The organism is Cellulomonas cellasea, assembly GCF_030372105.1.
Lineage (GTDB): Bacteria > Actinomycetota > Actinomycetes > Actinomycetales > Cellulomonadaceae > Cellulomonas_A > Cellulomonas_A cellasea_A.
Genome location: NZ_JAUDBQ010000021.1, coordinates 15,878 through 36,793 on the forward strand (window position 1 = coordinate 15,878; position 20,916 = coordinate 36,793).

General features: G+C 71.7%; 19 protein-coding genes and 1 pseudogene. 2 read left to right on the top strand and 18 right to left on the bottom strand.

The features are described from left to right. The first annotated feature begins 14 nt into the window (after positions 1–14). Positions 15–1,040 carry a LacI family DNA-binding transcriptional regulator gene (locus tag QUV83_RS16345; RefSeq protein WP_289565990.1) on the top strand — a complete coding sequence of 342 codons (1,026 nt, stop codon included), beginning with the start codon at positions 15–17 and terminating at the stop codon, positions 1,038–1,040. On the opposite strand, the gene QUV83_RS16350 is transcribed toward QUV83_RS16345, so the two are convergent. From QUV83_RS16350 to QUV83_RS16360, 3 genes are read right to left on the bottom strand one after another with little or no spacing between them, the layout of a single operon-like run. After that, on the bottom strand, positions 1,030–2,025 hold the full coding sequence (locus QUV83_RS16350) for a carbohydrate ABC transporter permease (RefSeq protein ID WP_289565991.1): 996 nt from the start codon (positions 2,023–2,025) through the stop codon (positions 1,030–1,032). The genes QUV83_RS16345 and QUV83_RS16350 overlap by 11 nt on opposite strands. After that, positions 2,022–3,029 carry an ABC transporter permease gene (locus tag QUV83_RS16355; RefSeq protein ID WP_289565992.1) on the bottom strand — a complete coding sequence of 336 codons (1,008 nt, stop codon included), beginning with the start codon at positions 3,027–3,029 and terminating at the stop codon, positions 2,022–2,024. The genes QUV83_RS16350 and QUV83_RS16355 overlap by 4 nt, the downstream gene beginning before the upstream one ends. Then, the gene (locus QUV83_RS16360) at positions 3,026–4,699 is read right to left on the bottom strand and encodes an extracellular solute-binding protein (protein WP_289565993.1); all 1,674 of its coding nucleotides are present in this window, start codon (positions 4,697–4,699) and stop codon (positions 3,026–3,028) included. The genes QUV83_RS16355 and QUV83_RS16360 overlap by 4 nt, the downstream gene beginning before the upstream one ends. A 118-nt stretch (positions 4,700–4,817) precedes the next feature. Here QUV83_RS16360 and QUV83_RS16365 point away from each other — a divergent pair. Then, a pseudogene (locus tag QUV83_RS16365) lies at positions 4,818–7,490 on the top strand (beta-glucosidase family protein); the annotation flags it as partial. Positions 7,491–7,873: 383 nt separating this feature from the next. On the opposite strand, the gene QUV83_RS16370 reads toward QUV83_RS16365, so the two are convergent. The 15 genes from QUV83_RS16370 to prmC form a co-directional block, all read right to left on the bottom strand. Next, complete coding sequence (locus tag QUV83_RS16370) at positions 7,874–9,295, bottom strand: N-acetylglucosamine-6-phosphate deacetylase (RefSeq protein WP_354003957.1); 1,422 nt, start codon at positions 9,293–9,295, stop codon at positions 7,874–7,876. Positions 9,296–9,369: 74 nt separating this feature from the next. Beyond that, positions 9,370–10,065, bottom strand: coding sequence for an endonuclease NucS (gene nucS / locus QUV83_RS16375; protein WP_289565994.1), 696 nt, complete (start codon positions 10,063–10,065; stop codon positions 9,370–9,372). A gap of 1 nt (position 10,066) precedes the next feature. Further along, positions 10,067–10,477, bottom strand: coding sequence for a DUF2550 domain-containing protein (locus QUV83_RS16380; RefSeq protein WP_289565995.1), 411 nt, complete (start codon positions 10,475–10,477; stop codon positions 10,067–10,069). Positions 10,478–10,489: 12 nt separating this feature from the next. Then, positions 10,490–10,780, bottom strand: coding sequence for a F0F1 ATP synthase subunit epsilon (locus QUV83_RS16385; protein WP_289565996.1), 291 nt, complete (start codon positions 10,778–10,780; stop codon positions 10,490–10,492). A gap of 43 nt (positions 10,781–10,823) precedes the next feature. Continuing rightward, on the bottom strand, positions 10,824–12,305 hold the full coding sequence (gene atpD, locus QUV83_RS16390; protein WP_289565997.1) for a F0F1 ATP synthase subunit beta: 1,482 nt from the start codon (positions 12,303–12,305) through the stop codon (positions 10,824–10,826). 61 nt (positions 12,306–12,366) lie between these two features. Next, positions 12,367–13,260: a F0F1 ATP synthase subunit gamma gene (locus QUV83_RS16395; RefSeq protein ID WP_289565998.1), complete on the bottom strand. Its 894-nt coding sequence runs from the start codon at positions 13,258–13,260 to the stop codon at positions 12,367–12,369. 2 nt (positions 13,261–13,262) lie between these two features. Further along, positions 13,263–14,891 carry a F0F1 ATP synthase subunit alpha gene (gene atpA / locus QUV83_RS16400; protein WP_289565999.1) on the bottom strand — a complete coding sequence of 543 codons (1,629 nt, stop codon included), beginning with the start codon at positions 14,889–14,891 and terminating at the stop codon, positions 13,263–13,265. 78 nt (positions 14,892–14,969) lie between these two features. Beyond that, the gene (locus QUV83_RS16405; RefSeq protein WP_289566000.1) at positions 14,970–15,785 is read right to left on the bottom strand and encodes a F0F1 ATP synthase subunit delta; all 816 of its coding nucleotides are present in this window, start codon (positions 15,783–15,785) and stop codon (positions 14,970–14,972) included. Continuing rightward, a complete protein-coding gene (locus QUV83_RS16410) occupies positions 15,785–16,372 on the bottom strand; it encodes a F0F1 ATP synthase subunit B (RefSeq protein WP_289566001.1) in 588 nt (195 codons plus the stop codon). The genes QUV83_RS16405 and QUV83_RS16410 overlap by 1 nt, the downstream gene beginning before the upstream one ends. After that, on the bottom strand, positions 16,372–16,611 hold the full coding sequence (gene atpE, locus QUV83_RS16415) for an ATP synthase F0 subunit C (RefSeq protein WP_066584573.1): 240 nt from the start codon (positions 16,609–16,611) through the stop codon (positions 16,372–16,374). Before atpE ends, QUV83_RS16410 begins: the two co-directional genes overlap by 1 nt. A 94-nt stretch (positions 16,612–16,705) precedes the next feature. Further along, a complete protein-coding gene (gene atpB / locus QUV83_RS16420) occupies positions 16,706–17,521 on the bottom strand; it encodes a F0F1 ATP synthase subunit A (protein ID WP_289566018.1) in 816 nt (271 codons plus the stop codon). A 91-nt stretch (positions 17,522–17,612) separates the two neighbouring features. Continuing rightward, a complete protein-coding gene (locus QUV83_RS16425) occupies positions 17,613–18,098 on the bottom strand; it encodes a hypothetical protein (protein WP_289566002.1) in 486 nt (161 codons plus the stop codon). Further along, positions 18,095–19,213 carry an MraY family glycosyltransferase gene (locus QUV83_RS16430; protein ID WP_289566003.1) on the bottom strand — a complete coding sequence of 373 codons (1,119 nt, stop codon included), beginning with the start codon at positions 19,211–19,213 and terminating at the stop codon, positions 18,095–18,097. Before QUV83_RS16430 ends, QUV83_RS16425 begins: the two co-directional genes overlap by 4 nt. Beyond that, a complete protein-coding gene (locus QUV83_RS16435) occupies positions 19,210–19,983 on the bottom strand; it encodes an L-threonylcarbamoyladenylate synthase (protein ID WP_289566004.1) in 774 nt (257 codons plus the stop codon). The genes QUV83_RS16430 and QUV83_RS16435 overlap by 4 nt, the downstream gene beginning before the upstream one ends. Continuing rightward, positions 19,980–20,915, bottom strand: a complete 936-nt coding sequence (gene prmC, locus QUV83_RS16440; RefSeq protein WP_289566005.1) for a peptide chain release factor N(5)-glutamine methyltransferase — start codon at positions 20,913–20,915, stop codon at positions 19,980–19,982. Before prmC ends, QUV83_RS16435 begins: the two co-directional genes overlap by 4 nt. Between the last annotated feature and the right edge of the window lies 1 nt (position 20,916).

Genomic DNA, 20,916 nt, shown 5'->3' on the forward strand with positions numbered 1-20,916 from the left:
GAAGGGGGCGCCCCATGGCGACCATCGACGACGTGGCACGAGCGGCCGGCGTCTCCACGTCGACCGTGTCCTACGTGCTCTCCGGCAAGCGGCCCATCTCCGCGCCCACCCGCCAGCGGGTCGAGCGCAGCATCCGCGACCTCGGCTACCGGCCGCACGCCGGCGCCCGGGCGCTCGCGTCGAGCCGCACCCAGGTGCTCGCCCTGATGGCGCCGCTGCGCGCGGACGTCAACGTCAACGTCATCATGCAGTTCGTCACCGGCGTGGTCACCAGCGCGCGGGCCTTCGAGCACGACGTGCTGCTGCTGACGCAGGACGACGCCACAGGCCTCGAACGCGTGGCCGACGGCTCCATGGTGGACGCCCTGATCATGATGGACGTCGAGGCCGACGACCCGCGCGTGCCCGTGCTCGTGGGACTGCGCCAGCCCGCCGTCCTCATCGGGCTGCCCCAGGAGCCCGCAGGCCTCTCCTGCGTCGACCTGGACTTCGAGGCCGCGGGGCGCGTGGCCGTGCGGCATCTCGCCGAGCTCGGCCACCGGGACGTCGCTCTGATCGGCTCCCCGCGCGCCGTGCTCGAGCGGCACACCTCCTACGCCGACCGGATGCTGCGCGGCTTCACCCTCGAGGCCGTAGCGCTCGGGCTGACCAGCACCGTCCAGTCGTGCGAGTCCTCGCACAGCGGCGCCGTCGAGGCCGTCGACGCCGTGCTGGCGAGGATGCCCGGTGTGACGGGCGTCGTGGTGCACAACGAGGTCGCCCTGCCCGCCGTGGTCGCCACCCTCCGCGAGCGCGGCCGCCGTGTGCCCGAGGACGTCTCCGTCGTGGCGGTCTGCCCGCATGACGTCGCCGTCGGGCAGCCGACGCCGCTGACCGCTGTCGACATCCCCGCCCACACCATCGGGCGCGTGGCCGTGGAGATGGCGATGGCCCGCGTCGAGGGCGAGCAGCCCGCCGAGACCCGGCTGCTCGCGCCCGTGCTCACGGCCCGCGGCACCACCGCGCCCGCCCCGGCAGGTCAAGGCCAACTCAACCCTTGATGGCGCCGAAGATGACGCCCTTGGTGAAGTGGCGCTGCACGAACGGGTAGACCAGCAGGATCGGCACCACGGCCAGCACCATCACGGCCATCTGCACCGGCAGCCCGGTGACGACGCCCGTCGCCACGTCCACAGTGCCGGTGCCGCCGCCCGGCAGTGAGACGCCCTGCAGCACGTATGAGCGCAGCACCATCTGGATGGGCCACTTCTCGTTGTCGTTGATGTAGAGCATCGCGTTGAAGAACGCGTTCCAGTAGCCGACCCCGTAGAACAGCGCCACGACGGCGATCGCGGCCTTCGACATGGGGAGCACGATCGCGCGCAGGATGCGCCAGTCCCCCGCGCCGTCGATGCGCGCCGCGTCGAGGATCGCGGGCTCCACGCCCATGAAGAAGTTGCGCAGGATCAGCACGTTGAACGCGGACACCGCCCCGGGCAGGATCAGCGCCCAGTACGAGTTGATCAGCCCGAGTCCGCTCACCAGCAGGTACGTCGGGATGAGCCCGGCGCCGAAGAACATGGTGATGAGGAAGACGAACAGGATGGGCCGGTGCATGAACGAGCCCGGCCGGGACAGCCCGTATGCCGCGAGCACCGACACCACCGTGGACAGCACCGTGCCGACGGCCGTGATGCCGACGCTGACCAGCGCCGCCCGCGTCACCACCCCGCCGGACAGGATCTGCGTGTACGCGTTGAGGGTCATCTCGCCCGGGATGGTGACGAGCCCGCCGGCGCGGATCGTCTCCGCCTGCGTCGACACGCTGGTGAGCACCACCGTGTAGAGGGGGAACACCACGGCCAGCACCACGACGGCGAGGATCACGAACTTCGAGACGGCGCCGGCCTTCGAGGGCGGCTCCTCCCAGGCCGGCCGGTGCGTGGGGCGCCTCGGCCGTCGCTGGGCTGAGGGCTCTGAGCCGATGGGCACGACGGGGGGCGTGGGCGCCGCTCCCGGCGTGAGCTGTGAGACCTGTCCGCTCATGCGCGTTTGTACACTCCCGACTCGCCGAAGACGTGCGCCAGCTTGTTCGCCCCGAGGACGAGCGCGAGGCTGACGACCCCCTTGACCAGGCCCGCCGCCGCGGCGAAGCTCCAGTCGCCGTACACCACGCCCTGGTAGTAGACGAAGGTGTCGATGACGTCTGAGACGCCCACCCCCACCGCGGCGCGCTGCAGGATGAGCTGCTCGAACCCGACGGTGAGCGAGTCACCCAGGCGCAGGATGAGCAGCAGGATGACCACGGGCCGCAGCGCGGGCAGCGTGATGTGCCACATCCGCCGCCACCGATTCGCGCCGTCCACCGCCGCCGCCTCGTACAACTCCGGCGAGACGGTGCTCAGGGCCGCCAGGAAGATGATGATGCCCCAGCCCGCGTCCTTCCAGACGGACTGCATGGTGATGAGCACCAGGAACGTGTCCGGGTTGGTCATCAGGTCGAAGCCCTCGTACCCGCGCTGGCGCAGGTTCTGGCTCAACAGCCCGGCGCCGCCGAACATCTGCTGGAACAGCGTCACCACCAGCACCCACGAGAAGAAGTGCGGCAGGTAGACGATCGACTGGATCGTCGTGCGGATGCGCGGGGACAGCACGCTGTTGAGCAACAGCGCCAGGAAGACCGGCACCGGGAAGAAGAACACGAGCTGGAAGGCCGTGATGGCCAGCGTGTTGCCCACCGCGTTGAGGAACAGCGGGTTGCTGAACACCCGCTCGAAGTTCTCCCAGCCGACCCACGGGCTCCCGAAGAAGCCCTGGTACGGCGAGTAGGACGACCACGCCATGATGTTGCCGAACATCGGCACGTAGGCGAACACCGCCAGCAGCACGACGGCGGGCAGCACCATGATCAGCAGCGAGCGGTCGCGGGCGATCTGCGCACGCCTGCTGAGGCGGCGGGGCTGCCCCGACGGCGCGGTGGCAGCCGCGCCGTCGGGACGTTCGGCGTCCGACGCCTTAGGGCGCCGGCGATGCAGCAGCGGGACCGTCACTCCTTGTCCAGGATGTCCTGGTAGAAGGCGCGGAGCTCGTCACCGCCCGAGGACTTCCAGGTCTGCACGGCGTCCTCGAGGTCGTCCAGGGACTTGCGGCCGCGCGAGATGTCCTTCTCGAGGTCCTGGAACGGCTGCCCGATCGACGCGTACTGCTGCGGCTCGGCGATCTGCCGGCCGAAGAACAGCGGGTCGGTGAGGTACTGGGCGGCGTCGGCCTGCCAGGCGGAGGCCGCCTCGACGTAGCCGGGGTACTGCACCTTGGCGTTCGCGATGGGACCGCCGACCAGGAACATGTACGTCGGCTGCACCTCGGTGGCCGCCAGGTCGGTGGGCACGGGCAGGCCGTCGGCGTCCTTGGTGTAGTGCACGCCCTCGACGCCGTAGTTGACCAGGTCGAACTCGGTGGTGCCGAAGGGCCCCGCGAGCACGTTCGCCAGCGCGAGGAGCTCCTTGATGCGGCCCTCGTCGTCGGACTTCTTCAGGAACGAGTAGATGTTGGCGGGGTTGCCCTTGAACAGCACCGGGGTGCCGCCATCGCCGGCGAACGGCGCGAAGGGCTGCTGCCAGAACGTGGGGTTGGCGCCGAGGTTGTCGCGCAGCGCCTCGTTCCAGCTCCCCAGGCCGTCGGCCATGATGAGCGACTTGCCGGACTGGAACCGCTGCTTCGCGTCGCCCTCCTGGCCCGCGATCGCGTCGGGGTGCACGGCGCCGGAGGCGAAGAGCTTCGCGTTCCAGGCGAGGGCCGCGCGGTACTCCTCGGTCTCGATCCGGTGCACGAGCTTGTCGCCGTCGAGGCGCCACTTGGGCGGCACCGCGTGGATGATCGCGGCGGTGGTCCACAGGTCCTCGGCGCCCCAGCGGCCCGAGCCCGTGTCGGTGAGCTCGAGGGCGAGGGCGATGAGGTCCTCGCCGTTCTTGACGTCCGGGGAGATGCCGAGCTGCTCGAGCACGTCCTGCCGGTAGAAGGTCGCGTCTGTGAGCACCTCGCCGGGCATCGGCAGCCCGTACAGGCGGCCGTTGAACACGCAGAACTTCCACACGTCGGAGGGGATGTTCGCGAGGTTCGGGTAGTCCTTGACCTTGTCGCCCGCGAGGAACGGCGTGAGGTCCTGGAAGACATTGCCGACGATCTCGGAGGCGAAGCGGGGCGGGAGGTTCCAGTTCGGCACGCACACCCAGTCCGGCACGTCCTTGGACGAGGCGAGCACGGTGGCGAGCTTGTCCCCGTAGGTGTTGCCGTCGGCGATCTGGAACTGGACTGTGGAGCCGAGCGCCTCGTTGACCGCCTCGTAGTACTTGTTGCCCTTGGTGGGCGGGATCGTCCCCCACAACGGCGTCATCGCGACGAACGTGGCGCCGCTGCCGGGCGGCGAGGACACCGACTGCACCAGCGCGTCGGGCAGGCTCGCGAATCCGGGGGTGGAGCCGTTGACGCTCGGGAAGTCCGGCTCGACGTACTCCTGTGGGATGTACGACGGGATCGCGTCCTCGAGCTTGACCGCGGCCGCCTCCCCGCCCTGGGGCGCGTCCGAGCTCCCGCAGCCGGTCAGCAGCGCGGGCACGCCGACGACCGCCGCGCCCGCGGCGACCATGCCGAGGAAGGACCTCCGCTCGACGGGGACGTCCGCGACACGGCTGGCCTTGCGGAGGTGTGTGGTGGTGTTCATCAGCGCCCTTCACTCCCTTGTGGAAACGCACGACTGCGAGGAGACCGCCGTGCGCGGGGGCACGCCGGCGTGGTGCTCCGGAGCCGATCAGCAGTGATCAGACGACCGGGTGGCTCGGATGAACGCTTCGACGAAACACATCGAAGCGGTTCGACGCACCGACTCTAGGGCAGCCCTATCGGTCCCGCAATACCCCGGCGCCGCCGTGACCAAGTTGTCATCTTCCCGGTGGTTGCTCCCTTTCAACCGTCCGAAAGGGGCGAGTTCGCGTACGGTGTGCGGAGGCTGCCAGCAGGTCCCATCGTCGAAACGGTTCGATCAGACGTCTCCCTGCTGCCAGCCGCGACATCCGACCATCAGCACACCGAAGCCGAGGATCAGCGTGGCCGACGACGACGTCCAGCCCGAGCAGCCCCGCCTGGCGGCCGACTCCCCCACCGACCCCGCGGCCATCCGTGCCGCACGCGCCGCACGCGCCCGCGCGCTGCTCGCCGAGCTCACCCTCGACGAGAAGACCGCACTGCTGCACCAGCACGCCCCCGCCATCGAGCGGCTGGGGTTGAACGCCTTCCACACGGGCGCCGAGGCGCTGCACGGCGTGGCCTGGCTCGGGACCGCGACGGTGTTCCCGCAGCCCGTCGGCCTCGCGGCGTCCTGGTCCGCCGAGCTGCTCACCCGGATCGGCGAGGTGGTGGGCGTCGAGCTGCGCGCCAAGCACGCCGCCGACCCCGCCGTGAGCCTCAACGCCTGGGCCCCGGTGGTGAACCCCCTGCGCCACCCGCGCTGGGGGCGCAACGAGGAGGGCTACTCCGAGGACCCACACCTCACCGCCGAGCTGGCCACCGCCTACGCCCGCGGGCTGCGCGGCGACCACCCCGTGTTCTGGCGCACAGTCCCCACCCTCAAGCACTTCCTCGCCTATAACAACGAGACCGACCGCGCCCTGACGAGCTCCCGGCTGCGGCCCCGCGTGCTCCGCGAGTACGAGCTGCCCGCCTACCGCGGCCCCCTCGAGGCGGGTGTCATCGGCGCCGTCATGCCGTCGTACAACCTCGTCAACGGGAGGCCCAACCACGTCGCCCGCGAACTGCTCGACGAGCTGCGGAGTTGGACGCCCGAATCGCTGCTGGTCGTCTCCGACGCCGCCGCCCCCGGGAACCTGGTCACCTTCGAGCGGTACTACCCCGACCACGTCACCGGGCACGCCGCGATGCTGCGCGCCGGCATCGACTCCTTCACCGACAACGACGCCGACGCGCGGCCCACCACCACCCGGATCGCCGCCGCGCTCGAGCGCGGGCTGATCACCGAGGCGGACATCGACCAGGCCGCGCTCCGCCACCTCGAGCTGCGCCTCGCCACCGGCGAGCTGGACCCTGGGCTGGACCCCTACGCCGGCATCAGCGCCGACCAGATCGACCTGCCCGAGCACCGCGCCCTGGCCCGCGAGGCCGTGGCCCGGTCCGTCGTGCTCCTCGCCAACGACGGCGTGCTGCCCCTGGGCCCGGACCAGCGGATCGCCGTGGTCGGGCCGCATGCCGACCGCGTGCTGCACGACTGGTACTCGGGGACGCCGCCCTACCTGACGGGCATCGCCAGCGCGCTCGACGCGCGGCTGCCCGGCGCCGTGCGCACCGCCGACGGCGCCGACCGCGTCGCGCTGCGCTCCACCAGCACCGGCGGGTACCTGCGCCCCGGCGTCGATGGCGTCCTCCTCGCCGACGGGCCCGACGCCGGCCCCGAGGCGCAGATCGACGTCACCGCCTGGGGCGAGGGCATCGTCACGCTGCGCTCGGTGGCCACCGGGCTGCTCTGGTCGGGTGTCGGCTGGGTGATCCGCGCCGACGCCGAGCGGGTGGGCGGCTGGGTCGCGCAGGAGAGCTTCCGCCTGCACCGCCACGACGACGGCGCCTGGTCGCTGCGGCACCTGGGCAGCGGGCGGTGGCTCCGCGTGCAGCACGGCCAGGGACTGCTCGCCGCGGACGCCGCCGAGCTCGCCGACGCCGAGCGGTTCACGCTGCGCACCGTGCGCCACGGGCACACGCACGTCGCCGAGGTGTCCGCCGCCGCGGACGTCGTGCTGGTCGCCGTCGGCAACGACCCCCACCTGCTCGGCCGGGAGACCGAGGACCGTCCCCACCTGCGCCTCCCCGACGAGCAGGCCGAGTTGTGGCGCGCCGCGCGCGAGGCCAACCCGAGGGCTGTGCTCACCGTCGTGTCGTCCTACCCCTACGCGCTCGGCGGCCTCGCCGACCAGGCCGCCGCCGTGGTGTGGACCTCGCATGCGGGCCAGGAGCTCGGGAACGGGCTCGTCGACGTGCTGGTGGGCGACGTCGAGCCCAGCGGCAGGCTCGCGCAGGGCTGGCCCGCCGACGAGTCCCACGTGGGCGACCTGCTCGACTACGACGTGATCGAGGCCAAGTCGACCTATTGGTACGCCGAACACCCGGCCCAGTACGCCTTCGGCCACGGGCTCTCCTACACCGAGGTGGAGTACACCGCCCTCGCCCTCGACACCGCCGACGTGGACCCGGACGACGTGGTCCGCGTGACGGTCACCGTCGCGAATCGCGGTGAGAGGCCCGTGGACGAGCTCGTCCAGGTGTACGCCGCGTCACCCGGCCACCGCCTGCCCGTCCCCCGCCGACGGCTCGTGGCCCACTCCCGGGCGTCGCTCGCACCCGGCGAGACCCGCGATGTGGTCCTCACAGTGCGGATCGAGCAGCTCTCGACGTGGGATGTCAGCAGCGGCCGGCACGTCGTCGAGCCCGGCCGCCACGAACTGCACGCAGGCCCGTCGAGCGCCGCACGGCCGCTGCGCGCCGAGCTGCGCGTGGCCGGGCAGCCCGTGCCGCCCCGCGCGGCGCTCGGCGCCGTCCTCCGCCTTGCCGACTACGACGAGCAGGAGGGGACTGCCCTCGCCGAGCGCACCCTGGACGCCGGCGACGCGGTGCAGCCCGCACCGGGCCGCCGCAGCGGCTGGGTGCTGTTGCGGTCAATGGACGCGCAGGGAGCACGTGGCTTGCGGGTGACACTCGCCCGCACCGGGCCGGGCGCCGCACAAGCCCGCGTCGAGGTGCGCGAGAGCATCGACGCCGCTGGCCTGTCCGCCGCCCACGACGACGCCGCCTGGCAGCCCGTCGGCACGGCCGAGGCTCCAGCCGGAGGCGGCCGCTACGACTGGTCGGACGTGCCCGTGACAGCAGAGCCGCTCACGGCGGGCTGGGACACGCTGGCCGGGAAGGTGGTGGACGTGCGGGTCGTGCTCACGGGGCCCGTCCGCGCGGGCGAGCTGTCGCCGACGCCCTGAGCCACCCGCCCTGCGCGCCGCACCCGCACCGCGCGCAGGGCCTCGTCCACCACCAGCACATCGGCTCGCCGCCCGGCCTCCAGGGCTCCCAGGTCCGGCCGTCCGAGCACTTCGGCGGGGGTCGTCGCGGCGGCGCGCACCGCGTCGACGAGCCGCACACCGCCGCGCACCGTCGCGCGCACCACGTCGAGCAGGTGAGCGGTGCCGCCGGCGATCGCCCCGCCCCCGTCGGAGCCAGCGTCCGCGCCCTCAGGCGACGTCAGCCGCGCGACGCCTCCCCGCACGCTCACCGCCAGCGAGCCGAGCACATAGTCGCCATCCGGCATGCCCGTGGCCGCCATGGCGTCGGTCACCAGCGCGATGGCTCCCGGGCCCACGAGGTCGAACACCGCGCGCACCGTGGCCGCGTCCAGGTGGACGCCGTCCGCGACGAGCTCGACCACGAGCTCCCCCCGCGCCGCCGCGGCAAGGCAGGCGGCCACTGGGCCCGCGTCCCGATGATGCGGCGGGCGCATCCCGTTGAACAGGTGCGTCGCCGTCGGCCGCGCGGAGCGGGCCCGTGGCTCCGCCGCGAGCAACCCCACGGCCCGTGCCACACCCGCGTCGACCTGCTCAGCGCTCGCGTCGGTGTGCCCGATGGACGGCAGCGCCCCGGCCCGCGTCAACGCCGCCACCACGTCGTCACCGCCGTCCACCACCCCCGCCACCTCGGGCGCCACGGTCATCGTCACCAGCGCGCCGCGGGCGGCCGCCGCCACCTCGCGGACCAGCGCCGCGTCCCCGGGGATCATCGCGCCCGGGTCCTGCGCGCCGCACCTCCGTTCCGAGAGGAAGGGGCCCTCCAGGTGGATGCCGACGATCTCGCCCTCGTCCACCAGGTCCGCCAGCAGGGCGGCACGGGCGAGCAGCGCCTCGCGCGGGGCCGTGACCAGCGACGCGACGACGCTCGTGGTGCCGTGCCGCAGATGCTCCCGCGCAGCGACGCGCGCCTCGTCCACAGTGCTGACGTCGGGGAACCCGGCGCCCCCGCCCCCGTGGTTGTGCAGGTCCACGAGCCCCGGCAGGACGCTCGCACCGGGCTCGGCGGCCGTCGCCGCGACAGCGTCAGCCCAGCGCGCGGGCGCCTCTGCGGCGTCGCCCACCCAGGCGATCCGCTCCCCCTCGATCACCACGGCGCCGTCGGCGATCACACCGCTGGGAGTGACCACCTGCCCGCGCTCGACCACCACCGGCAACGCCGCCGCAGGCAGGGCTGTCACGGGGCCGGGACCGTGGGGAGTGCTCATCGGGCCATCTTGCCGCGCCAGGCCCATGGCTGTCCGTCAACCGGCCGATCAGGCGCCATCAAACGCGCAAGAGGTCAGAAGAGACGCGAGTCCACGTCGTCGACCCCGCGCATCGCGTCGTAGTCGAGGACGAGGCAGCCGATCCCGCGATCCTGCGCGAGCACGCGCGCCTGCGGCTTGATCTCCTGCGCGGCGAACACCCCGCGCACCGGGGCGATCAGCGGGTCGCGGTTCAGCAGCTCGAGGTACCGGGTGAGCTGCTCCACGCCGTCGATGTCCCCGCGCCGCTTGATCTCGACGGCCACAGTGCCGCCGCTGGCGTCGCGCGCCAGGATGTCCACGGGCCCAATGGCCGTCGGGAACTCGCGTCGCACCAAGGTCAGGCCGGCGCCGATCAGGTCGATCTGCGCGGCGAGCATCTCCTGCAGGTGCGCCTCGACGCCGTCCTTGACCAGGCCGGGGTCGACGCCCAGATCGTGCGCCGAGTCGTGCAGCACCTCGAACAGCTCGATCTCCAGCCGGTCGTCGCTCTTGGTGTGCTGCACGTGCCACACCTGCGTCACACCCCGCTCGCGCGCGGCGTCGTCCACCTCGCGCTCCGCGAGGACGCACGGCGGGCTCATCCAGTTCAACGGCTTGTACGAGCCGCCGTCGGAGTGCAGCAGCACACTGCCGTCGGCCTTGACCACCAACAGCCGCGTCGCCTCCGGCAGATGCGCGTTCAGTCGGCCGCTATACCGCGCGGCACAACGTGCGACGACGAGTCGCAACTCAGATCACCCTGCCCACTGCGGCCGGAGCCGCTTCGATCCATGAGGTGAGGCCCGCGTAGGCCTCTCGTGACATCGTCAACTCGAACAGCTCGTCCCCCGCCCGGCAGGTGACGAGCACCCGTCCGGGCTCCTCCATCGGCTCCCGCGAGACGATCACCAGCGCGGTGCGCGACCAGTACCGCGAGGGGCGCAACGCGAGCGACCAGGAACGCCACCAGTAGAGCCGCTCGGCGCCGTACTGCCCGATCCCGGCCTTCCAGCCGGCGGGCGGGTCCTCACTCGTGCGGCAGCCGCACTCGAAGGACCCGACCCGCCCGGACAACGTCCGCATCCGGGACGTCCACACAGCGGCCGCGATGAACGCGGCGAGCAGCAGCCCGCCGAGGATCAGGCCAAGCCACAGCCCCATCCTCGCCCGCCGTCAGTGCGAGGTCGGGGCGGGGGCGCCGCCCGAGACCTGCTCGACGGAGTCGACGACGACCGTCACCTGGTCGGCGTCGACGGAGAGGAAGCCGCCCTCGACGATCCAGCGCTTCGGGGCGCCGCCGGCGCCCGCGACCCGCAGCTCTCCGCGCCGCAGCACGGCGAGGAGCGGTGTGTGCCCGACACGGATCCCGACCTCGCCGTCGGCGGCAGGCGCACTGACCTGCTGCGCCATACCCGACCAGATCTTGCCGTCGGGGGCGACGATGTCGACCTCGAGCTCTGCCACGCTCACTCCTTCACAGGTGGGGGGACGGGGGAACGCGACGTCGTCAGACGCCGTACTCCTTCTGGATCCGCGCCCAGTTGCGCTCGAGGTCCTCGAGGCCGCCGATGTTGAAGAAGGCCTGCTCGGCGACGTGGTCGAACTCGCCGTCCGCGATCTTCGAGAACGCCTCGACGGTCTCGGAGACCGGCACCGTCGAGCCCACGACACCCGTGAACTTCTCGGCCATGTACGTGTTCTGCGAGAGGAACTGCTCGATGCGGCGCGCACGCGCCACGACCGTCTTGTCCTCCTCGGAGAGCTCGTCCACGCCGAGGATCGCGATGATGTCCTGGAGCTCCTTGTTGCGCTGCAGGATCGACTTCACGCGGGTCGCCGTGTCGTAGTGCGCCTGGCCCACGTAGCGCGGGTCGAGGATGCGGCTGGTGGAGGCCAGCGGGTCGACGGCCGGGTAGAGGCCGCGCGAGGCGATGTCACGGCTGAGCTCGGTCGTCGCGTCGAGGTGCGCGAACGTCGTCGCCGGCGCCGGGTCGGTGTAGTCGTCGGCGGGCACGTAGATGGCCTGCAGCGACGTGATCGAGTGCCCACGCGTGGAGGTGATGCGCTCCTGCAGCATGCCCATCTCGTCGGCGAGGTTCGGCTGGTAGCCGACCGCGGACGGCATGCGGCCGAGCAGCGTCGACACCTCGGAGCCCGCCTGCGTGAAGCGGAAGATGTTGTCGATGAAGAGCAGCACGTCCTGCTTCTGCACGTCGCGGAAGTACTCCGCCATCGTCAGGGCGGACAGGGCCACGCGCAGACGCGTGCCCGGCGGCTCGTCCATCTGGCCGAAGACGAGGGCGGTCTTGTCGAAGACGCCCGCCTCCTCCATCTCGACGATGAGGTCGTTGCCCTCACGGGTGCGCTCGCCGACGCCGGCGAACACGGAGACACCGCCGTGGTCCTGCGCGACGCGCTGGATCATCTCCTGGATGAGGACCGTCTTGCCGACGCCCGCACCGCCGAAGAGGCCGATCTTCCCGCCGAGCACGTACGGCGTGAGCAGGTCGATGACCTTGATGCCGGTCTCGAACATCTGCGTCTTCGACTCGAGCTGGTCGAAGGCCGGGGGCTTGCGGTGGATGGGCCAGCGCTCGGTGACCTCGAACTTCTCACCCTCGGCCAGGTTCAGCACCTCACCGGTCACGTTGAACACGTGGCCCTTGGTGATGTCGCCGACGGGCACGCTGATCGGCGCGCCGGTGTCGGTGACCAGGGCGCCGCGCACCAGGCCGTCGGTCGGCTTGAGGGCGATGGCCCGCACCAGCGAGTCACCGAGGTGCTGGGCGACCTCGAGCGTCATGGTGAACGCGCCCTCGCCCTCGCCCTGGGCGGAGAGGTCGATGTCGACCGTGAGGGCGTTGTACATCTCGGGGATCTGGTCCGACGGGAACTCGATGTCCACGACGGGGCCGATCACGCGGGCGACCCTGCCCACTCCGGGCGCGCCGGAGTCGGTCGCCGTGGCGTCGACGGTGGTGGCGGTCATGTCTGGCCTCGCTTCGCTCGACCGGAGCGTGCTCCGGCGTGGGAATGGTGGTGCAGTCTGTTCAGGAGGCGAGTGCGTCGGCGCCCGACACGATCTCGCTGATCTCCTGGGTGATCTCGGCCTGGCGCGCCTGGTTGGCCAGCCTCGTGTACATGCGGATGAGATCTTCGGCGTTCTCGGTCGCGGTGTGCATCGCCCGCTGTCGAGAGGCCAGCTCTGACGCAGCAGCCTGGAGCAGGCAGCTGTAGATCCGGCTGCGCACGTACCGCGGCAGCAGCGCGTCCAGCACCTCTTCAGGGCTGGGCTCGAAGTCGTAGAGCGGCAGCACCTCGTTGGCGCCGGCCTCCGCCACGCCCTCGACGACCTCGAGGGGCAGCATGCGGATGACCCGGGGGCGCTGCGTGACCATGTTGACGAACTGGGTGTAGACGACGTGCAACTCGCCGACGCCGCCCTCGTCCGCCTCGGCCTCGAACGCGCTGAGCAGCGTGTTCGCGATGTCGTCGGCGATCTCGGCGGTCGGGGCGTCCGAGTTGCCCACCCACGAGCCGCCGAGCTCGCGCCCGCGGAACGTGTAGTAGGACACCGCGCGGCGCCCGGTCGCGAACAGCACGACCTCCTTGCCCGCCGCCTCGAGCCGCTCGACGACGCGCTCGGTCTCGCGGATGACGCTCGCCGAGTAGGCGCCCGCCATGCCGCGGTCCGAGGTGATCACGAGCACCGCGACGCGGTTGGTGTCCGTGCGGTCCCGGAGCAGCGGGTGCGACACCGTGGAGTGCGTCGCGAGCGCCGACACGGCGCGCGTGATGGCCCGCGAGTACGGCGTCGCCGCCGTCACGCGCTCACGCGCACGCCCGATGCGGGACGCCGCGATGAGCTCCATCGCCCGGAAGATCTTCTTCAGCGACTGCGTCGACCGGATCCGCTGCCGGTAGACCCGCTGGCTGCCGGCCACTCTCAGCCCTTCTTCTGTCGGACGATCTGCTCCTGCTCGACGGGAGCGGCCTCGTCAGCCGCCTCGCCCCCGATGAGCGGGGTGCCGTCACCCTTGAGGAAGCCGGCGCGGAACTCGTCGACGGCCACGGCCAGCGCCTTCTCCACGTCGTCCTCGAGCTTGCCGGTGGCGGCGATGGTGCTCAGCACGTCCGTGTTGCGGCGCAGGCTGTCGAGCAGCTCGCTCTCGAACCGGCGCACATCCTCCAGCGGGACGTCGTCGAGCTTGCCCTTGGTGCCGGCCCAGATCGACGCGACCTGGTCCTCGACCGGGTACGGGCTGTACTGGCCCTGCTTGAGCAGCTCCATGAGGCGCGCGCCACGGGTGAGCTGGCCGCGGGAGGCCGCGTCCAGGTCGGAGGCGAACATCGCGAAGGCCTCGAGCGACCGGAACTGCGCGAGGTCGATCTTCAGCGTGCCGGAGACCTTCTTCATGGCCTTGACCTGGGCCGCGCCACCGACACGCGACACCGAGATGCCGACGTCGACGGCGGGGCGCTGGTCGGCGTTGAACAGGTCCGACTGGAGGAAGATCTGGCCGTCGGTGATGGAGATGACGTTCGTCGGGATGTACGCCGAGACGTCATTCGCCTTGGTCTCGATGACCGGCAGGCCGGTCATCGAGCCGCCGCCCAACTCGTCCGAGAGCTTGGCACAACGCTCGAGCAGACGGGAGTGCAGGTAGAAGACGTCACCGGGGTACGCCTCGCGGCCCGGCGGGCGGCGCAGCAGCAGCGACACGGCACGGTAGGCCTCGGCCTGCTTGGACAGGTCGTCGAAGACGATGAGGACGTGCTTGCCGCCGTACATCCAGTGCTGGCCGATGGCCGAGCCGGTGTAGGGCGCCAGGTACTTGAAGCCGGCCGGGTCGGAGGCGGGGGCCGCGACGATGGTCGTGTACTCGAGCGCGCCGGACTCCTCGAGCGCGCTGCGCACTGCGGCGATCGTCGAGCCCTTCTGGCCGATGGCGACGTAGATGCAGCGGACCTGCTTGGTCGGGTCGCCCGTCTCCCAGTTGGCCTTCTGGTTGATGATCGTGTCGACAGCGATCGCCGTCTTGCCGGTCTGGCGGTCGCCGATGATGAGCTGGCGCTGGCCACGGCCGATCGGGATCATCGCGTCGATGGCCTTGAGGCCGGTCTGCAGCGGCTCGTGGACGCTCTTGCGGTCCATGACGCCGGGTGCCTGCAGCTCCAGCGCGCGGCGTCCCTCCGTCACGAGCTCGCCCAGTCCGTCGATGGGCTGGCCGAGCGGGTCGACCACGCGGCCGAGGTAGCCGTCGCCGACGGGCACCGAGAGCACCTCGCCGGTGCGGCGGACCTCCTGGCCCTCCTCGATGCCGGTGAACTCGCCGAGCACGACGACGCCGATCTCCCGGACGTCGAGGCTGAGCGCCAGGCCGAGCGTGCCGTCCTCGAACCGCAGCAGCTCGTTCGCCATCGCGCCGGGCAGGCCGGAGACCTGCGCGATGCCGTCGCCCGCCAGCGTGACGCGCCCGACCTCTTCGGTCACGGCGCCGCTCGGCTCGTAGGACTTCACGAAGCTGTCCAGAGCGGACCGGATGTCCTCCGGCCGGATCGTCAGCTCAGCCATTGCTCTTCTCCTGTCATGACTGCACGGTGGGTGCGGTCGAACACGTTCTCGGGACGGCGCGTCGAACGGACGCGGGCGTCAGCTGGCAAGTCGTCGTCGGGCATCGGCAAGGCGGGACAGGACCGTCGCGTCGACGACCTCGGGACCCACCTGCACCCGGAGGCCCCCGATGACGTGCGGGTCCTCGATCACGTTGAGCTGCATCGCGTGCCCGTACGCCTGCTCCAGGATCTGGGTCAGGCGCTGGCGCTGGGCCTCGCTGAGCCCTGTCGCCGTGGTGACCGTGGCGACCTGGCGGTTGCGGCGGTCGGCGATGAGGTCAGACAGGTGGTGCAGCGTGGCCACGTAGCGCCTGCCGCGGGGGGCAGTCGCAGCCCGCCGTGCCAGGATCTCGGTGGCCGGGGCGGCCTGGCCGGAGAGCAGCTCGTCGACCACGGCCCCGCGGGCGGCGGCGCCGATCTTCTCGTCGAAGAGCGCCCGGCGCAGCTCACGCTGCCCGGCGAGCGCCTTGCCGAGCGTGAACAGCTCCTGCTCGACGCGCTCGAGCCCGCCGGGTTCGGCCTGCGCCGAGGCGAGGACCGCGTGAAAGGCCAGGTGCTCGATCGCCTCGGCCAGGTCGGCGTCGGCTGACCATCGCGAGCGCACGAGGCCCTCGACGGCCTCGACGGCGCGCGGGTCGGCGTCAGCGAGGAGCTGGCCGACCAGCCGGGCCTTGGCGTCGCCGTCGATCGACGGGTCGGCCAAGGTCCGCCGGAGCGAGCCGGATGAGTCCAGCGCGTCCACCAGGGCGAACAGTTGCTCGCCCAACGTCGACGCCTGGGCGCCAGCCGCGCGCAGCACCGGCTCGAACCGGGCCTCCGCGGCGTCCAGCGACACCTGACTCGTCCCGCGCATCAGTTCCCCTTACCGGCGTTCGCCGTGGTGCTGGCCTCGAGTTCGTCGAGGAAGCGGTCGACGACGCGCGACCGGCGCGCCTCGTCCTCGAGCGACTCGCCGACGATCTTCGACGCGAGCTGGGTCGCCAGCGAGCCGACGTCGGCCCGCAGCGACACGGACGCCTGCTGGCGCTCCGCCTCGATCTGCTTGTGCGCGGTCTCGACCAGGCGTGCGGCCTCGTCGTCGCCCTTCGCCCGAGCCTCGGCCACGATCTGGCCTCCCTCGGCGCGTGCCTCCTCGCGGATGCGCGCGGCGTCGGCCCGAGCGTTCTGCAGCTCCTGCTCGCGCTCGGCCCGCATCGCGTCAGCCTCGGCCTGGGCGGTCTCCGCCTGGGCGAGCCCGCCCTCGATCTTGGCCGTGCGCTCGTCGAGCACCGCGTTGAACTTCGGCAGCACGTACTTGTAGAACGCGAGCGCGAGGACAACAAGGACGACCGTCGACCACAGGATGTCGTAAGGCGCAGGAAGCAGGAGCTCGATGCCCTCCGGCTCCCCCGTCGTCTCCGCGGCCGTCAGGGCAGCCGCGGACAGTGCCGCGACAGACATCAGAACAGGAACCCGGTGATGAGGCCGAGCAGACCGAGGACCTCGACGAAGCCGATGCCGATGAACATGGTGGTGCGCAGCTGGCCGGCGACCTCAGGCTGGCGCGCGATGCCCTCGACGGTCTTGCCGATGAGGATGCCGAGGCCGATGCCCGGGCCGAGCACCGCGAGGCCGTAGCCGACGGTCGCGATGTTGCCCTGCAGCTCGGCGAGGACGGTGGTGGTTTCCGCAAGTGCCACGGTTGCTCGTTCCTTCCGTTGGGCCCCCGGCCGGACGGCCAGGCGCTCATTCAGTGGTGGGGATCGCCCGGATCCCCGGCGGGTCAGCGAGAGATCAGTGCTCGTCCTCGATCGACAGGCTGATGTACACAGCCGCGAGGATGACGAAGATGTAGGCCTGCAGCGCTGCGACGAAGAGCTCGAACAGCGTGATGGCAAACCCTCCCACGAGGGTGAGGGCGCCGAACGCCTTCATCGCGGGCGCGGCCTCGAAGATGAAGTACTGCGTGGCCGAGAAGCACAGCACGAGCATCAGGTGCCCGGCGACCATGTTGGCCATGAGTCGGATGGCCAGGGTCGCGGGCCGCAGGACGAACACCGTCAGGAACTCGACGGGCGTCAGCAGCACGTACAGGAAAGGGGGGACGCCGGGCGGGAACAGGCTGTTCTTGAGGAACCCGCCCACGCCGTGCGCCTTGACGCCAGCGCCGAGGTACATGACGTACACCCACAGCGCCAGCACGATCGGCAGGCCGATCAGCGACGTCCCGGCGATATTCAGCCCGGGGATCACGCCGGTGAGGTTGAACGCGAGGATCGCGCAGAAGATCGTCGTGAGGAGCGCCGTGTACTTCGGCGCCTTCTCCTTGCCGAGAATGTCCTCGGCGACGTTGACCTTGACGAAGTTCAGGATGAACTCGATGGCGTTCTGGAATCGACCCGGAACCACCTTCGCGCGGCGGGCCGCGACCATGAAGATGATGATGAGCGCCAGCGCCGCCACGACCCGCACCAGCTGCAGGCGGTTGAACTCGAAGATCGTGCCCTCGAAGAAGATCGGGGCGGGGAAGAAGTCCACGATCGAGGGCGCGTGGAAACCGCTGTCGCCCTCACCCGAGGCGAGGCGGAGAATCGTCGCTACGTTGGACAGGGCGCGCTCCCGTTGCTCGACGGTGCCGGCCAACCGCGTCGATGCGGGCACGCCGTCGGCACCAGGCCGTCATGGATGGTTGAAGCCTAACCTATGCCTGACTGTTGTCTGAACGTCCGTCTTGCTGCGAGACGGGCTCCACGTAGGGCACCCGCCCGTTGGCCACGGCGCGGTAGTCGAGCAGCGCAGAGCCGATCACGCCGACCGCCACGACGATGGCCAGGACGCCCCGGCTGTAGAAGTCCATGTCCCGCAGGATCGCCAGGACGACGATCACCACGACGATCTTGCCGAGCCAGGCGCCCATCACCACGGCGGCCATGGTCGCCGGGCTGGACCCCGACGTGCGCAGCATCGACAGGACCGTGGTGCCGGAGAACACGAGCACCAGCGCGACCCCGATCAGCGCGCCCCACACGCCGGGCGTGCCGGCGACGAGGGCTCCGATGCCGACGCCCAGCACCGTGACGAGGCCGAGCAGGACGAGCATGCCGCGCAGCGCGGCGCGGAAGACGTCATCCGCCGCGGTGCGCTCGTTGCGCGGGGTGAGTGGCTGGGACTGGGATGCGGTGGTCACGCGTGGTCCTCCGAGACGACGGGCGCGGCACGCTTGCCGCGCAGGGGGCCGAGGGTGAGCAGGATGGCGATGACGACGCCGATGCCGAGCGCCCACAGGGCCACGGTGGTGGACACCACCACCAGTGCGGCGCCTCCGAAGGCGAAGACGGCCGTCCAGATGTACATGATGCCCACCGCGCGCCGGTGCGAGTGGCCGATGCCCAGCAGCCGGTGGTGCAGGTGCATGCGGTCCGGGTGGAACGGCGAGTTGCCCTTGCCGACCCGGCGGACGATGGCCAGGCCCATGTCGAGCAGCGGGAGCATCAGCACCGCGACGGGCAGCAGGATGGGCAGGAAGGCGGGGAAGAACTGCCGGGTGGACACCACCGACGGGTCGATCTGGCCGGTGACCCGGATCGCGGCGGCCGCGAAGACCAGGCCCAGCAGCATCGAGCCCGAGTCCCCCATGAAGATCCGCGCGGGGTACACGTTGTGCGGCAGGAACCCCAGGCAGATGCCGACCAGCACCGCCATCACCAGCGTCGCCAGGCTCGAGTAGTCCATCGAGCCGGCCGTGACGGTCAGCAGGTACGAGTAGAGGAAGAACGCCGTGCCGCCGATGGCGATGACGCCGGCCGCGAGCCCGTCGAGGCCGTCCACGAAGTTCACCGCGTTCATCGCGACCACGACGGTCAGCACCGACAGCAGGAACGTGGTGCGCCCGGAGTAGACCATCACCCCGGCGATGGGGAGCTGGTAGAGCTGCACGCCGCTCCAGGCGACGATGCCGCCCGCGAGGATCTGGCCCATCAGCTTGGTGAGCCAGTCGAGGTCCCAGATGTCGTCAGCGACCCCGAGCAGGCACACGAGCGCCGCGCCGCCGACGATGCCGAGCAGCGGCGCCGGGTCGGCGTACACGTCAGAGAGGAACGGCAGGCGGCTGGCCATCATGAACGCCACCACCAGCCCGATGAGCATGGCCAAGCCGCCCAGGCGCGGGGTCGGGATCGCGTGCACGTCCCGGTCGCGGACCGCGGTGATGGCCCCCCAGCGCAGCGCGCACCACCGGGCGAGCGGCGTCATGAGGTACGTCACCGCCGCCGCGACGATCAGCACCAGGAGGTAGGCCCTCACCTCTCGTGCTCACCCTCCGCGGAGTCGGCGGCCTCGGTGGCTGCTGCGTCAGTCGGCGGGGTGTCGTTGGCAGGGGCGTCGGCGGCAGGGGCGTCGCTGGCCGCGGTGTCGGGGGCGGCCTCAGACGGGTCCTCGACGTCGGCCACCTCGCGCAGCTCCGCGAGGCTCAGCGCGCCCGCGCGGACGATCCGCAGCGTCGGGCCCGTCGCGTCGATGATCGTCGAGGAGACCTGCCCCGGCGCCTGCCCGCCGTCGAGGAAGACGGGCACCACGGAGCCGAGCTGCGTGTACGCCTCCTGGACGGTGACGGCCGCCGGGCGGCCGGTCAGGTTGGCGCTCGAGACGGCGAGCGGCCCGGTGCGGCGCAGCACCGCCAGGGCGACGGGGTGATCGGGCACGCGCAGCGCGACGGTGCCGTGCGTCTCGCCCAGGTCCCACGCCAGCGAGGGCTGCGCGCGGAGGATCAGGGTCAGGCCGCCGGGCCAGAACGCCTCGGCGAGCTTCCGGGCGCCGTCGGGGATGTCGGTGGCGAGGCCGTCGAGGGTGCGCACATCCGGGATGAGCACCGGTGGGGGCGCTTGCCGCCCGCGGCCCTTGGCGTCGAGCAGTGCCTGCACGGCCTCGGGGGTGAAAGCGTCGGCGCCCACGCCGTACACGGTGTCGGTGGGCATCACGATGAGCTCGCCACGCGAGATGGTGTGCACTGCCTCGTCGATGGCAGGTCCCCAGGTGCTGGGGTCGGTCGCGTCCTTGATGCGGATCAGACTCACGGCTGCGAGTCTCCCACGCCGACGGACCCCTCCACACCGCCATCGGCGCGTCTGCGGGCCAGGACCATGCGCGCGCGGCCCGTCAGGTCCACGTCGGTGCGGATGTCGTCGAAGGCGCCCGTCGCGGTGACCAGGGCCCGGGCGGCGGCGTCCTGCACCTCGGCGTGCTCCATGACGAACAGCCCGCCGGGACGCAGCAGGCGCACCGCCGCGGCGGTGATCCCGCGCGGCACCTCCAGGCCGTCGGCGCCGAGCCCGTACAGGGCCACCGCCGGGTCGTGCTCCGCGACCTCGGGATCCACCGGCACCGCACCCGGCGGCACATACGGCGGGTTCGAGACGACGACGTCCACCGTGCCGTCGAGCTCGCGCAGCGCCGTCCGGGCGTCGCCGCGCAGCAGCCGGACTGCGGGCGCGACGGCCGCCACGTTGCGGGCCGCCCAGGCGTGCGCGGCGGCGTCGAGCTCCACGGCGTGCACCTCGGCGCCGGGCGCCTCATGGGCCACGGCCAGCGCGATGGCGCCCGAGCCGGTGCACAGGTCGACGACGCGGGCCCCGTCACCGCCGGCCAGCAGCGCCAGCGCCTCGGCGACGGCGTGCTCGGCCACCTGCTCCGTCTCCGGGCGCGGGACGAACACCCCGGGCCCGACAGCGAGCTCGAGCCCGCGGAACGCCGCCGTGCCGACCAGGTGCTGCAGTGGCTCGCGCGCGGCCCGCCGTGTGACCAGCTCCGCGAGGCCCTGCGGTGCGCGTCGGCCGAGGATGGCGGCGGACTGCACCTCGCCGCGGCTCATCGCCCGGCCGGCCTCCAGGCCCATCAGATGCGCGGCCAGCAGCTCGGCGTCGACCCGGGGGCTCGGCACGCCCGCGGCGGCCAGCAGCCGCTCGGCCTCACGCAGCGCGTCGGGCAGCGCGTCCGGCAGTGGCTCCATC

Bases quoted from the DNA above. Each gene is read 5' to 3' on its own strand.
- QUV83_RS16405 (WP_289566000.1), bottom strand. From the start codon at position 15,785: ATGCGCGGGACGAGTCAGGTGTCGCTGGACGCCGCGGAGGCCCGGTTC.
- QUV83_RS16380 (WP_289565995.1), bottom strand. From the start codon at position 10,477: ATGGGGCTGTGGCTTGGCCTGATCCTCGGCGGGCTGCTGCTCGCCGCG.
- QUV83_RS16410 (WP_289566001.1), bottom strand. From the start codon at position 16,372: ATGTCTGTCGCGGCACTGTCCGCGGCTGCCCTGACGGCCGCGGAGACG.
- QUV83_RS16345 (WP_289565990.1), top strand. From the start codon at position 15: ATGGCGACCATCGACGACGTGGCACGAGCGGCCGGCGTCTCCACGTCG.
- QUV83_RS16360 (WP_289565993.1), bottom strand. From the start codon at position 4,699: ATGAACACCACCACACACCTCCGCAAGGCCAGCCGTGTCGCGGACGTC.
- QUV83_RS16350 (WP_289565991.1), bottom strand. From the start codon at position 2,025: ATGAGCGGACAGGTCTCACAGCTCACGCCGGGAGCGGCGCCCACGCCC.
- atpD (WP_289565997.1), bottom strand. From the start codon at position 12,305: ATGACCGCCACCACCGTCGACGCCACGGCGACCGACTCCGGCGCGCCC.
- QUV83_RS16370 (WP_354003957.1), bottom strand. From the start codon at position 9,295: ATGAGCACTCCCCACGGTCCCGGCCCCGTGACAGCCCTGCCTGCGGCG.
- atpA (WP_289565999.1), bottom strand. From the start codon at position 14,891: ATGGCTGAGCTGACGATCCGGCCGGAGGACATCCGGTCCGCTCTGGAC.
- prmC (WP_289566005.1), bottom strand. From the start codon at position 20,915: ATGGAGCCACTGCCGGACGCGCTGCCCGACGCGCTGCGTGAGGCCGAG.